At 39.6% G+C, this 14,168-nt stretch carries 14 protein-coding genes; 8 read left to right on the forward strand and 6 right to left on the reverse strand.

Going from position 1 to position 14,168, the window contains the following annotated elements; genetic code table 11:
• Positions 1–3: 3 nt before the first annotated feature.
• The 3 genes from FACI_RS04245 to FACI_RS04255 form a co-directional block, all read right to left on the reverse strand.
• Positions 4–1,734, reverse strand: a complete 1,731-nt coding sequence (locus FACI_RS04245; protein ID WP_009886892.1) for an MFS transporter — start codon at positions 1,732–1,734, stop codon at positions 4–6.
• Between the two features lie 202 nt (positions 1,735–1,936).
• On the reverse strand, positions 1,937–3,709 hold the full coding sequence (locus FACI_RS04250) for a ribosome biogenesis/translation initiation ATPase RLI (RefSeq protein ID WP_009886893.1): 1,773 nt from the start codon (positions 3,707–3,709) through the stop codon (positions 1,937–1,939).
• 17 nt (positions 3,710–3,726) lie between these two features.
• Positions 3,727–4,152 carry a DUF6015 family protein gene (locus FACI_RS04255; protein WP_019841520.1) on the reverse strand — a complete coding sequence of 142 codons (426 nt, stop codon included), beginning with the start codon at positions 4,150–4,152 and terminating at the stop codon, positions 3,727–3,729.
• A gap of 184 nt (positions 4,153–4,336) precedes the next feature.
• Here FACI_RS04255 and FACI_RS04260 point away from each other — a divergent pair, with 184 nt between their 5' ends.
• The 8 genes from FACI_RS04260 (at position 4,337) to lipB (ending at position 12,805) form a co-directional block, all read left to right on the forward strand.
• Positions 4,337–5,740 carry an MFS transporter gene (locus FACI_RS04260; RefSeq protein WP_009886895.1) on the forward strand — a complete coding sequence of 468 codons (1,404 nt, stop codon included), beginning with the start codon at positions 4,337–4,339 and terminating at the stop codon, positions 5,738–5,740.
• A gap of 33 nt (positions 5,741–5,773) precedes the next feature.
• Complete coding sequence (gene folP, locus FACI_RS04265; RefSeq protein ID WP_009886896.1) at positions 5,774–6,775, forward strand: dihydropteroate synthase; 1,002 nt, start codon at positions 5,774–5,776, stop codon at positions 6,773–6,775.
• Positions 6,776–6,861: 86 nt separating this feature from the next.
• Entirely contained in the window at positions 6,862–7,716 is an 855-nt protein-coding gene (lipA, locus tag FACI_RS04270; RefSeq protein WP_009886897.1) for a lipoyl synthase, read from the forward strand.
• A complete protein-coding gene (locus FACI_RS04275) occupies positions 7,713–8,747 on the forward strand; it encodes a thiamine pyrophosphate-dependent dehydrogenase E1 component subunit alpha (RefSeq protein ID WP_009886898.1) in 1,035 nt (344 codons plus the stop codon). The genes lipA and FACI_RS04275 overlap by 4 nt, the downstream gene beginning before the upstream one ends.
• Complete coding sequence (locus FACI_RS04280) at positions 8,744–9,709, forward strand: alpha-ketoacid dehydrogenase subunit beta (RefSeq protein ID WP_009886899.1); 966 nt, start codon at positions 8,744–8,746, stop codon at positions 9,707–9,709. Before FACI_RS04275 ends, FACI_RS04280 begins: the two co-directional genes overlap by 4 nt.
• Positions 9,710–9,723: 14 nt before the next feature.
• Entirely contained in the window at positions 9,724–10,878 is a 1,155-nt protein-coding gene (locus FACI_RS04285; RefSeq protein ID WP_009886900.1) for a dihydrolipoamide acetyltransferase family protein, read from the forward strand.
• Entirely contained in the window at positions 10,879–12,168 is a 1,290-nt protein-coding gene (gene lpdA / locus FACI_RS04290; protein WP_009886901.1) for a dihydrolipoyl dehydrogenase, read from the forward strand.
• Entirely contained in the window at positions 12,146–12,805 is a 660-nt protein-coding gene (gene lipB, locus FACI_RS04295) for a lipoyl(octanoyl) transferase LipB (RefSeq protein WP_009886902.1), read from the forward strand. The genes lpdA and lipB overlap by 23 nt, the downstream gene beginning before the upstream one ends.
• Here lipB and FACI_RS04300 read toward each other — a convergent pair.
• The 3 genes from FACI_RS04300 to FACI_RS10125 form a co-directional block, all read right to left on the reverse strand.
• On the reverse strand, positions 12,789–13,322 hold the full coding sequence (locus FACI_RS04300) for a cob(I)yrinic acid a,c-diamide adenosyltransferase (RefSeq protein WP_019841523.1): 534 nt from the start codon (positions 13,320–13,322) through the stop codon (positions 12,789–12,791). The genes lipB and FACI_RS04300 overlap by 17 nt on opposite strands.
• A 202-nt stretch (positions 13,323–13,524) precedes the next feature.
• A complete protein-coding gene (locus FACI_RS04305; protein WP_009886904.1) occupies positions 13,525–13,695 on the reverse strand; it encodes a DNA-directed RNA polymerase subunit K in 171 nt (56 codons plus the stop codon).
• Between the two features lie 236 nt (positions 13,696–13,931).
• Positions 13,932–14,087, reverse strand: a complete 156-nt coding sequence (locus FACI_RS10125) for a hypothetical protein (RefSeq protein ID WP_009886905.1) — start codon at positions 14,085–14,087, stop codon at positions 13,932–13,934.
• Positions 14,088–14,168 lie beyond the last annotated feature (81 nt).

A 14,168-nucleotide genomic window follows, 5' to 3' on the forward strand; every position in this document is an offset into this window, starting at 1 on the left:
AATTCATCTCTTCATTTTTACTGCCTTGTCTGGCAATTCAGACTGATCTTTTGCTGATTTCTTATCGGCTTTCGTTTTCTTTGATTTGCTCAAGGGTTCACGTAGTATAGATATAATGGCACCTGCAAATACTATTGCAGCTCCAACGTAGAACACAATATGGAGCGACTTGATGAATGCCGGAGCAAAGATTGTGGGGAACCATGTCCTTGCCTCTATAATATGCTGTGCACTGGTTGGTATAGAGGACACAACATGCGCTGGCAAAAGCCCCAGAATAACTGTACCTGGATTTATTCCAAGAAGAGCAGCGAATATTGCCTCTGTCGGTGGGAGTTTTGACATTTCTCCAGCCAGTGTACTCCCGCCACCGGCAGATATCACAGCAGATGAAAGTGTGTGTGGCAGTGAAGTTGTTAAACCAAGTATAAGAATGGTAAAGAATATTCCCATACTGGCAGTTGTGCCTACATTTCTGAGGGTTGTTAGCATTCCTGATGCCGAACCCCTGACATCAGGAGAAACAGATGACATGACTGCGGCTGTATTTGGTGCCGTGAACATGCCCATTCCAGCTCCGAAAACAAACAGGAGTATGCCCATGAATATGTATATGAAATCGGCAGGAAGAAGAACAAGCAACAGAAGAGCTATTCCGGAAACTATTAAACCAAAAGATGCAAGCCATCTCTGGCCGTGTCTGTCAGAAAATCTTCCTGCTATGGGCCCGAAGATACCCATTGCAATGGTCATTGGAAGCATGTATATTCCTGCCCAGAATGGCACTGATGCATAGTGATAGCCGTGTATTGGAAGCCATATGCCCTGGAAGAGAATAATTATCATAAACATAAAGCCCATCATTCCCATGCTTGATATCATTCCGGCGAAACTTCCTGTAGCAAATCCCCTAATCTTGAAAAGGCTCAGATTGAACATTGGCTGCTTTACCTTTCTCTCCACGAAGGGGAAAAGTACCAGCAATACGGCGCCTATTATCAATGCAGCAATTACCCATGGATTTCCCCATCCCATAGGGCTTGATTTATAAGGTGCAATACCATAGGTGACACCGACCAGCAGTATAATTAGCCCTCCGGCAAATGTAATATTTCCGGGAATATCAAGCTTCTGCTTGATTTTTGGTGAGGTTTCCTTCAATTTCAGGTATGACCATACTGTTCCCAGAATGCCAACAGGGACGCTCACTAAGAATATGTATCTCCAGTTAATTGTAGCAAGTATTCCACCTACAACTATGCCTATGCTCATCCCGGCAGTAGCCGCTATGGCGTTTATTCCCAGTGCAAAGCCACGTTCCTCTTTCTTGAAATTATCTGTTATTATAGCGTAACTGTTTGCGAATATGAAGGAACCTCCAACAGCCTGGACAATTCTAAAGAATATCAGTTCCAGTGCTCCTGTATCTCCCTTTCCAGGAGTTAAATAAAGCAGTATAGAACCTATAGTAAATATAAGAAATCCTAAATTGAATAATTTTACCCTGCCGAATATATCTGATAATCGCCCTATAGTAACAAGCAATACGGCCGTTACTATCATATAACCCATAAGTATCCATAGTAAATAGACAAATGAATTTGATTTTAAAGGATCAAGATGAATGCCGCTAAAAATTGCAGGCAATGCTATGATTAGAATGCTCATGTTAATTGTAGCCATCAGCACGCCTATTGTGGTGTTTGATAACGCTACCCATTTTTCTTCTACCATGACAGTGAATTATTTTTAATTATTTAAATGTTATTTTACGAAATTATTTACCAATAAATGTTTGCTTATTAAATTAATAATATGTTCTGTATTTGATAGTATATACAGTGTTACTTAAATTATATAGAGAATAAACATTATGGATCTTGGTATAGCATGCATCATATACAACTTGCTTATCACAGCTTGTCATGGTTAAAAATCATTTCATATAGTAATATTCCCCGCTGGCCTTCTGTTGCCGGTCCAGTGCACTGTTTAATTTGTTTATTCTCGGGCGCCTTGTTGTTTCATCACGCCTGAATGTTATTCCCAGGTCTTTCAGGAACATGTTCATGCCATCTCTCATTTCCATGGGCCCTCTGGAGTTTCCGTATACCCCCTGTTCTCCCTTAAAAACTATAAGTGCATCAGAAATAAGGTCTATGAGGTAAATATCATGGTCAACCACTATTGCGCTTTTCTTATTGTTTTCTATTACACGCCTGATTATCCTTGCCACATTCATCCTGTATGAGGAATCCAGGTGTGCAGAGGGCTCATCAATTAGATAGAGGTCTGCATCGGTGGCAAGTGTCAATGCTATGGATGTCCTCTGGAGTTCACCGCCGGAGAGGTCTCCTATATAGTTATCATATAACTCTGAAACGTTCATAGGCGAAAGGATTTCATTTTTTATGAATACATCCTCCATTTTTTCCTTCAATGCGGTTGATAGCAGTTCGTATACAGTACCTTCGTAATCAGTAGATATGTACTGTGGCTTATATGCTATTTTGAGTTCGTTTTCAACTGAGCCTGAATCCGGTTTAATAACACCTGAAAGTATCTTAACAAAGGTGGTTTTTCCAAGTGCATTCTGCCCGAGGACACCTATGATTTCTTCCCTGTTAATGTAACCCTCTCCGATATTCAAATTAAAACTGCCGTAGCTTTTTTCCATTGCAGTCCAGGATGTAACCTTGGTTGTTACTGAAGTCCTTTTGCTTGATTTTACTGTAAAATCTATGGATGTCGGCCTGACCCTTACATTTTCCTCACGGAGATATCCTGATAGAAATGCGTTTATAGCCTTATTTGTGCTCTTTTCCTTTGTTATTACACCGTATGCACCCGGGCTTCCGTATACAAGGTTTACCTGGTCGGCCATCTTGTCCAGTATGGCAAGGTCATGTTCAACTACCATGACAATTTTTGATTGTGAAAGCTTTCTTATTATATCTGAAACCCTTATTCTTTCATTAATATCAAGATATGATGAGGCTTCATCAAAGAGATATATGTCAGCATCTTTCATAAGCGTAATTCCGATAGCAAGCTTCTGTAGTTCACCGCCGGAGAGCTCTTTTACATCCCTTCCAAGGAATGTTTTCATTGAAAGGTCATCTACTATAATATCCATATTGCCATGGTCATTGTCCTTCATTATGTCCCTTACTGTGCCGCTGGCAACGCGCGGTATGAGGTCTACATATTGATTTTTCAGGACAGCTTTTTTTGTCCCATTATAGAGGTCCCTGAAATACTGCCCCATGATGCTTTTCGAAAATCTTTCTATAACGTAATCCTTATCGTTCTTTTTGCTTATATTTCCAAAATTTGGTATAAGGACACCTGAAAGTATATTCATTGTTGTTGTCTTTCCAAGGGCGTTCTGCCCGAGTATAGCATTAACCCTGCCTGTTCCGAGTTCTGGAAGTGAGTATAGCCGGAATGAATCTATTCCATATTGATGTACTATATCCTTGTTTAATTCGTCCGGGACACTTACAATTTTAATTGCACCAAATGGGCACCGGTTCACACAAATACCACAGCCTATGCAGAGTGATTCAGTAATTACCGGAAAATCATCGGATTGCCCTGGAAACTCTATAGTTTTAGCACCACTTCTAACAGGAGGGCAGTAATATCGGCATTCATGGTTGCACTTTTTCGGGTGGCACCTTTCCCTGTCTAAAATCGCAATATGCATTGGTAATCATCCCGGCCTTATTCGCCTGGCTTCCAGTATTCGTCAGGTATCTCACTGTAGATATCAAACCTGCTGTCGTGTTCCACTTTGTTGCTTATATTCATTTCAGCAAGCTCCAGGACACGCAAGACGTTAAGGAGCCAGTAATGGATACGCCATTCCCTTCCATCGAAAAGTGTTGTTTCTTCCCTTTCCGTTTCCAGGATTCCAAGATCTTCCATTGTATAGAAAACATCCCGGTCTTCCGGTTCCAGCATATTATCAATTACCCTTGTGCTATAACCGAAGAAGTTAATAATATGCTCTGCAGATGATTGCGATTCTTCAATACCCATCTTCCGGTTTTGCAAACTTAGCCCATTGCTAATTGCTTTTGAAAGTTCGTCTATTTTCACATATGCCCTGCTTCTTAATTTTGCTATTTCCATGCTACTTGTTGCCATATCAATTCCTCTTTAAAGTAAACATACCTTATTGTACCGCAACTTATAAGGTTATTCAATTTATAATATTGCCATTACTATATATTAATTTTATGTAAAATATAGTGCAATTTACTATATACTCTATATATTGTATATAGGTAATATTTATAATATTTAGGTGACTAATTAGACAAGTGATTCAATGAGTTCAGCCATAGACAGGTCAATGGATGAGGCAAAAACATCGAAATTTCATTATAAAGTATTATTTATTTCAGGGCTTGGATTTTTTACAGATGCATATGACCTTTTTATTATAGGTGTGGTGATACTGCTTTTGCCATATGCCGGTTGGCATAATATCAGCATATTTTACAAGGGTCTCGTTACCTCTACAGCACTGCTTGCTGCTGTTATAGGTTCCGTTGTGTTTGGGAGGCTTCTGGATTATTCTGGAAGAAAAGCAATATATGGGTTCGAGCTGGTAGCACTCATAGCCGGGTCTCTTGGTAGTGCCTTCCTTACTCCTGTAAACAACATATTCATGCTGCTTTTCTGGAGGTTCCTCTTAGGGGTAGGAATTGGTGGTGATTATGCAACAAGTTCCACCATAATGACTGAATATTCCAGTACAATGAACCGGGGTAAATTTGTGGGTATGATATTTTCAATGCAGAGTTTCGGGCTTATAGCAGGACCACTTATATCCATAGCATTTCTTTCAAACTATGTTTCACCTTACATAACATGGAGGCTTCTACTGGCAATAGGGGCGATACCGGCTATTATAGTAATATATTTCAGGAGAACCATGCCGGAGCCACCAAGATATACTGCAGATGTCAGGGGCGATTACAAACTGGCTGCTAAAAATCTAAAAACTTTCGCAGGTTTAGACTCAACAGGCAGCAAAGGCAAAACAATCAATGCACCATGGTATGTGTTATTCAGGGACAGGAAATTTCTGCTCACCCTTATAGGCACAGCAGGTGCATGGTTCCTGATGGACTGGGCTTTTTATGGAAATTCCATAATGTCCAACAGCATATTATCGTTCCTTGTCCCGTCAACGGTATCTGGCATACACTCCATAATTATGACAAATGAATATTCTGCAATAATATTCGGCGTTGCTGCATTTCCCGGTTACTGGATTGCTGCTTTCACAATAGACAGGATCGGGAGAAAGCCTGTGCAGATTACCGGCTTTGCAATGATGGCAATTTCCTTCGGAATTATATCGGCATTTAGCTTCCTGACCACCTACAGGTTCCTTGATTATTTCCTGCTCCTGTATGGAATAAGCTACTTCTTTATTATGTTCGGGCCCAATGTAACAACCTTTGTATATCCACCTGAGGTATTCCCGATTTCAACAAGGGGGCTCGGCACAGGAATATCAGCAGCTGGCGGCAAAACTGGCGCCTTTATAGGCACCCTGGCAGATACTATTATATTATCCATAACAGGATTGCATTTCCTCATGGGAATGCTTGCCATAATAGCGGCAATTGGATTGATACTCACAATAGTGCTTCTTCCAGAAACAAAACGCAGGGATCTTGGGGAAACATCCGGCGAGGCAAGATATGCTGAATGGAAATAAATTAAAGTTATTAATAGATGCAGTGTGAGATTTATGGAATTGATATTTCCCGACAGTATAAATAAGAATTATTTAAATATTTACGAAGAATCAGAAAATGGAAAGATTGTAATTGAGGGGAAAAAGTATACCTTTAGTTCTGTTAAATTTGAAAAAAGCATTTTAAAGGAATTTTATATTAAAAACCATATTTTTGAAGGGTATGAGGATGAAATTTCAGCAAAGGCAGAAAACAAAATTACAAACAAAAAATCACTTATAATGGGAATACTCAATGCAACACCGGATTCGTTTTTCGAAGGCTCAAGAATAAGTAATAAGGAAATAGTGGATAGTATGCTTGACGCAAAGCCTGACATTATAGACATAGGTGGCGAGAGCACCAGGCCAGGAAGCAAAATGGTAGACCCGGAGACAGAATTCAACAGGATAAAAGATGTGCTTGAGTATATAAAATCATGTTCAAACATACCTGTTTCTGTTGATTCCAGGCATTTATACACCATATCCCGGGCTATGGAGTATGGGATAGAATATATCAATGACATTTCTGGATTTTCAGATCCCGGGATGATAGACATCGCTGCCGGAAGCAACGTTAAATGCATTGTAATGCATATGAGGGGAAACCCGGAGAATATGGGAGAATACACAGATTACGATAATTTATATTTCCAGCTCAACAGATATTTCTATAACAGGGCAGATGAGATGGTTAAGAAAGGCATTAACCCTGAAAATATAATCCTTGATCCTGGCATTGGCTTTGCCAAGGATTTTAATGGAAATATGGATATTTTAAGTTCTCCATGGTCATTTTTTATTGGATTTGACACACTTTTTGGAACATCAAGAAAGGGATTTATAGGTAAGATAACAGGGAGCACTGTAAAGGAAAGATTGGGAGGAACCATAGCATCATCGATTTATCTTAACAGCAATGGAGTTGACATATTAAGGGTACATGATGTAAGGGAAAACAGGGACGCTATTAATATGTATAATTATATCAAAGGTTATATAAAAGATTATTAAATTACAGTATGCTACTCATCTTCTATAGAGTATATTGCTAATGTTTATTACACGAAGTTTATATATTTTTTACCAATAGATGGACTATGATGAGGGTCCCATATAAGGTGAATCTGCCAACCGGAGAGAGGTATTCATTTATAAAAAATACCATAAACTCAAGGCAACTGAATACAGTATGCGAGGAAGCCCATTGCCCGAATATAAGCGAATGCTGGGAAAGTGGAACAGCAACGTTTATGGTCCTGGGCTCCAATTGCTCGAGGGGTTGCAGATTCTGCGCAGTAACACATGGGAATATGCTTCCGCTCGACCCTGATGAGCCGCAGAAGGTTTATGATTCAATAAAACTTATGAACCTTGATTATGTAGTAATTACTTCAGTTGACCGTGATGACCTTCCAGATAAGGGATCATCAGCTTTTGCAAGGGTAATTGAAAAGGTAAAGGAACTTGGAATAAAAATAGAGGTTTTGATTCCGGATTTCGGCGGGGACCATGCTGACCTGGATAGAATAATAGCTGCGGAACCGGATGTAATAGCCCATAATATAGAAACTGTAAGGAGGCTTACTCCATCAGTGCGTGATCCAAGAGCAGGATATGACCAGACACTTTCAGTGCTGAAATATATAAAGGGCAGCATGAAAGGTGTAATCACCAAATCTTCTATTATGGTCGGGCTCGGCGAAACAGATGAAGAAGTAGAAGAAACAATGATGGATCTCAGGAATGCCGGTGTTGAAATATTGACAGTGGGGCAGTACCTGAGGCCAACGAAAAAACAGCTGGAGGTGGTGGAATACTCACCTATGTCCAGATTCAAGCACTTTGAAGAAGCTGGATATGAAATGGGATTTTCCTTTGTGGCTTCCGGGCCGCTTGTGAGGACGTCCTACAGGGCAGCTGAAGGATATATAAAAATGAGGGATAAAAAATGATTGAGGAAACTGATATTAGTAAGGAAGGCTTGTTGGCCGCGTATAAAAATATTGTAATGGAAAGGCTATTTGACAAAAAAATGCTGAATGCAAGCAGGCAGGGATTTTTGCCCTTTTATATTCCGCTTATGGGGCATGAAGCTATCCACATAGGAATGGGAATGGCAATCAGGGATGAGGATTTCTTTTATCCATATTACAGGGATTTTGGTGTTCTCATCCAGATGGGCATACCTATAGATACTATATTGTCACAGGTATTTGCCACTGCAACAGACAATGAAATAGGAAGGGATATGCCTGACCATTTTTCACTTAAAAAGTACAATATAGGTGCAGTAATAACACCTGTAGCAGGGCATCTTACATCTGCAACAGGAATTGCATATGCAAAGAAATACAGAAAAGAGAGCGGTTCCGTTATAACAACATTTGGAGATGGTGCAACTTCAACCCCGGATTTCCATGTTGCCATGAATTTTGCAGGAGTTTACAAACTCCCGATGGTATTTTTCTGTGAAAATAACCAGTTTGCAATTTCTGTGCCAACATATCCAACAGATGATAAGGCATTTAACCAGACCTATGAAGAAACCAGAGGTGCAATTTACAAGAAAGCAGAATCATACGGATTCTCCGGAATAAGGATAGACGGCACAAACTTCATAGAAGTATATAGGGCTACAAGGAAGGCACTGGAAAACGCTTCTGAAGACCCTATCCTTATAGAGGCAATGACATACAGGATGGGACCACATTCCACAGCTGATGACCCGAATAAATACAGGACAGATAGGGTGCCCGAAGGAAGCGAGAAAGACCCCCTGATAGTAAGCCAGAAACTTCTAAAGGATATGAAAGTGATAACGGATCTGGATATAAAGCAGATAAATGATGAAATGGAAGAAACTACATCAAAACTTATAGATACCTATGAAAAAGCACCTAAACCGGATAAGGAAACAATGATGGGAAACCTTTACGAAGAAGAGCCATGGTACATAAGTGAGGAAAGAGGTGATATACAATGACGCAGATGACAATGGTAAAGGCTTTAAATAGCGGGCTTAACAATGCAATGGAAAAAGACGATTCTATAATACTCCTCGGTGAGGATGTGGGCACTGATGGAGGTGTTTTCAGGGTAACCGATGGATTACTGGCTAAATATGGAAAGGAAAGGGTTATGGATACCCCCTTGGCAGAACTGGGAATAGTGGGATTTGGCATAGGAATGTCAATGGCCGGGCTTAAATCCATACCGGAAATACAGTTCCAGGATTTTATTTACACGGCTATGGACCAGATAATAAACCAGATGGCGAAGCTAAGGTACAGAACTAATGGAGATTATACACTTCCCATGGTGCTGCGTACCCCCTATGGAGGGGGTGTACATGGAGGGCCTTACCATTCTCAGAGCGGTGAAGCCTATTTCACACATACACAGGGATTAACGGTTGTAACCCCGTCAAATCCATATGACGCAAAGGGATTGCTATTATCATCTATAGAGCTGAACGATCCTGTAATATTCCTTGAACCCAAAAGGCTCTATTATGCGGGCAAGATGGATGTTCCCGATGATTATTATAAGGTTGACCTGAGAAAAGCCAGTGTGATAAGGGAAGGCGATGACCTTACAATAATTACATATGGGCCTGCTGTGCCGGTTGTGAAAAGCACGGTTGAAAAAAATAACGTAAATGCCCAGATAATAGATTTAAGGACTTTGAGCCCCTTCGACCTTGATACCATACTTGCTGGAGTTAAAAAAACAGGGAAAGTGCTGATAGTCCATGAATCACCCAAGATGTTCGGTGTTGGTGCAGAGCTCTCAGCAACAATTTCTGAGAAGGCAGTGGATTACCTGGCCGCCCCAATATTGAGGGTTACAGGGCTGGACATACCTATTCCATTTGCCCTTGAGGAGTACTATGTCCCGAACGAGAGAAGGATAATGGCTGCTATAGATAAATTATTAAAGTATTAATTTGGTGATAAAAGATGTATACAGTTAGTTTGCCTCCAATTGGAGAAGGCATTCAGGAAGGAGAGATAGTAAAATGGACAGTAAAACCGGGAGATTCGATCAAGAAAGATGATGAACTGGTTGAAGTAATGACAGATAAAATAACGGTAAAAATACCGTCTCCTGTTGCAGGAAAGGTATCAAAAATATTGATAAAGGAAGGAGAAACCGCTATGATAGGAGATGCTATGGTAGAGATAGATTCCCCTGATGAGTCAAATAGCCCTGAAAAACCGGTAGAGAAACCAGCAACAACAGCACACCAGGAGGTATCTGTAAGCACAGATGAAAAAATACCTTCTGTCAAGGCTACTCCAGCGGTAAGGGCCTATGCAAGGTCAAAGAATGTAGATATTTTAAAGGTCAAACCGGCTGCCCAGGATGGAAGGATTACAAAGGAGGATGTAGATGCCTATATGAAGCAACCTGCAGAACCGATTGCACAAAAGGCACCATCAGGAGAGGATGAGGTCTTCACGCCTACCGGCATAAGGAAGCTTATATTCGACAAAATGACAAAGTCCAAGCAGATAATACCACACTTCACCATAACAGATTTCATAGATACGGAAAATATTGAAAAAGCCATAAACCAGTATTCAAAGAAAAAGTATGTGAGCTTTACTGCATTTTTCGTAAAAGCCGTTACTGTGGCTTTCAGGGATTTCCCTAAATTTAATGCAGTATACAATGAAAATGACAGAACCTATACCATAAAGAAAAAATACAACATAGGGGTTGCTGTGGATTCTCCTGCCGGGCTAACAGTGGTTGTTGTCAAAGATGTGGCATCAAAGAACATATTCCAGATATCTGAAGAGATAAAGGATATGGCTGAAAGGGCCAGAAATGGCAAACTTGGATTGCAGGATGTCCAGGGTTCAACATTTTCAGTAACCAATATAGGGTCTATAGGGGGAATAATGGCTACACCAATAATAAATTACCCGGAGGTGGCAATACTAGAAATAAATACTAGAACCTCGGGATTTGTAAACGGCGAACTGAAACATGGATTGTATCTTACACTTGCATGTGATCACAGGCTTATAGACGGCGCTGAAGCAGCCAGATACCTTGAAAAATTAAAGGAAGTGCTTGAATATCCTCTTATGTACATAGGTGATTAAATGGATTTCGATGCTGCAATTATTGGCTCCGGTGCAGGAGGATATTACTCCGCACTCCGGCTGCTGAAGCACGGGAAGAAAGTCCTTATCATAGAAAAGGAAAAATTTGGCGGTGAATGCCTTAACTACGGTTGCATACCGTCAAAAGCCCTTATAGAATTAAGTGAAAACATAGGTTACCTCCATGATATGCCAGGAGTTACCATGAACTATAAAATAGATATGAAAGAATGGCAGGAATGGAAAGAATCCATGGTAAAAAGAATAACAGGCGGTGCTGAAAAGCTTTGCATAAGCCTGGGTGCTAAAGTTGTCTATGGAGTCGGGTCAGTAAAGGACAGGAATACAGTCACAGTAAATGGTACAGATTATACAGCAAAAAATATAATCATTAATACAGGGTCAGTACCGGTAAAGATAAAAGGGATTGACGATGTTTATTATAACAGGGAGATGCTTGCAGTTGAAACCATACCCGCAAAACTTGTCATAATCGGTGGCGGATATATAGGAGTTGAAATGGGAACTGCCTTCAGGAAACTCGGTTCAGAAGTTTATATTGTGGAAATGAAAGACAGGATATTACCTGAAATTGAGGAAGATCTTGCCAGGGAAGTTGACAAAAGGCTCAGAAAGCTTGGTGTGAATATAATGACCGGAATGAAGGTGCTTTCAGTTAAAAAAGATAAAAACTATAAAGTGTCTATAGAAGGCAGTGACACAATAGAGGCTGATACCGTGCTCATGTCTGTTGGAAGGATACCCAATACCGAGGGCAGTGGAATAGAAAAACTTGGAATTGAAATGGACGGGCGCTTCATAAAAACCGATAGCCATAAGAGAACTAACATTCCTAACATATATGCTATTGGCGATGTTTCAGGAGTACCTATGCTGGCACATAAGGCGTTTTACGATGGATATGTAGCTGCAGAGAATATACTTGGGAATGATACGGTTGTTGATTACAGGGCCATGCCATTTGTGGTTTATACCGATCCGGAAATAGCATTTACAGGAAAAGCGGGAACTAAATCGAACAAGGTACCGGTGCTTGCAAATCCCAGATCATTGACAATGAACCAGAAAGACGGATTCTTCAAATTGTACTACGATGATGACGGTACCATAACAGGTGCCGGAGTAGCTGCCCCTAGATCCTCAGAATCTATAACAGAAATTAGCCTTGCAGTTGAATCGGGGCTTTCCATAGATGATTTATTCCTGACCATCCATCCACACCCCACTGTATCGGAGGGTTTGAAGGATGCAGCAGAAAGGCGTGACTAATTACTGGACTGACCTTGAAAAAGTTAGTTACAGCGATGCGCTTGATATCCAGTATAACCTGGTAGCCAGGAGAAAGGAAAATAAAATCCCTGATACTATTTTATTTCTAGACCACTATAATGTTTACACAATAGGAAGAAAAAGTGACCCTGAGAATTACAGAAATGTAAATGTCATTAAAACAGACCGGGGTGGCGATGTAACATATCATGGCGAAGGCCAGCTTATAACCTATTTCATATTTGATGTTAGGATAAACGGAAAAAAGGAGGTAAGAAAACTTCTTGAAAATATTGAGGAATCCTACATTGCTATGTTGAAAACTTACGGCTATAATGCCATGCTATATGGAGAACCCGGGATATGGATAGATAAAGGAGGAGTAAAGAATAAAGTTGCTTCTCTTGGAATGGCAGTAGATGATTACGTTTCATATCACGGAATGGCACTGAACATATCAGCTTCAGTACTTAATGGATTCAGATTGATAAATCCATGCGGAATGAACAGCAGCGTCATATCATATGTAGATATTCCAAGGGAGGATGCAATTAAAGGGCTGCTAAAAGAATTTTCCAGGCACTTTGGAGAATTTTCCTATATAGATAAGGAAAAATTAATCAGGACTCCCGTTTAATATCCCAGATCCGTTCGGTAATTCCGAGGCGTTTATTTGAAGCAAGGGCCTGCATAAACAGCACAGATGATAGCCTGTTAAGGTATATGAGTATATATTTATTCAGGGGCATCTCCTTCGATACAAAAACTGAAAGCCTTTCAGCCCTTCTTGCAACTGTCCTGGCTATATGGAGTGACACTGCTTCCTGGCTTCCATCCGGTATAACAAACAGTTTAATTTTCCCTATTTCCTTTCTATATTCTGTTACCCGCTGCTCAAGCCATTTAACATCTTCTTCCTTTATAGTCCTGTGCTGGCTTTCGGCCGTGAGGTCTTCGCCAAGCACAAACACATCGTTCTGAATTTTAATCAGGTCGTTCCGTATATCATCCCATTTTGTATTAATAAGCGCATTCCCTATAAACGAATTGAGTTCATCAAGTGTGCCCTGAAAATCTACCATTGGAGAATCCTTTCCTATCCGTACTCTGAGTCCGTTGTCGGTTTCTCCCTGATCGCCACGTCGCGTAAACATAAAATTGTATTATAAATATAGATTTAATTCTTTGTTATGGGCAATGTTGACAAATTTAACACTATGTATTAGAAATATGTTTTAGAATGAAGGGGGCCGGCAATGTCTGAAGGAGCCATGAAAAAATTTTGAATTACTCAACAGCTAACAATAAGCAAAGCCATAACATAAATTACCTCATGGAATAAATTTAAGAAAAGTATTATTTTCTTCTGATTGTTATGGGTATAACTCCATTATCGAATTCAAATATTGCGATATCTATGGGGTCTATCATGTCAGGCGAAACGTCTAGAATAACAGGTGCGCCCATAGCAATTTGCAGTGCCCGGGCCCCAATAATTCTCGCTTTTTCAAATTTAGTCAGCATCATAGAAATCATTTAAAGTAAGATGTGTATTAAATTAGAATAAATAAACATTTCTATCCCAACCAGACTCTCCGCATGTCTTTAATAGTGATGCAGAACGTCATTAATTTATGAATAAATAACATGATTTTATTTTCTATTCAACCAGAATTATACACCAATGTTGCATTATAAAATACAAAACCTATCAATTTAACAGCATTATTAGAACATTAAAAATATAATGTTTATAGCCTAAGCTAATACTCCTTGATTGTGTTTAATGTTTGTATAGTATAATTATTTAATTTATCATTGTCTATTTTTAGTTTAAGTATTATTACATCCTGTGTTTTTCTTCTTTCCCTTGTTATTCTTAACGAATTTTTAATTTTATTTCTCTTTGTTTCTATCATACTTTCTTCTATTAATTTTATTATATCAATTTAATATATAAATTATTTTCATTTATTTCTTTATTTCCAGAAATTCATCCA

The sequence above is a fragment of the Ferroplasma acidarmanus Fer1 genome, assembly GCF_000152265.2.
GTDB lineage: Archaea > Thermoplasmatota > Thermoplasmata > Thermoplasmatales > Thermoplasmataceae > Ferroplasma > Ferroplasma acidiphilum.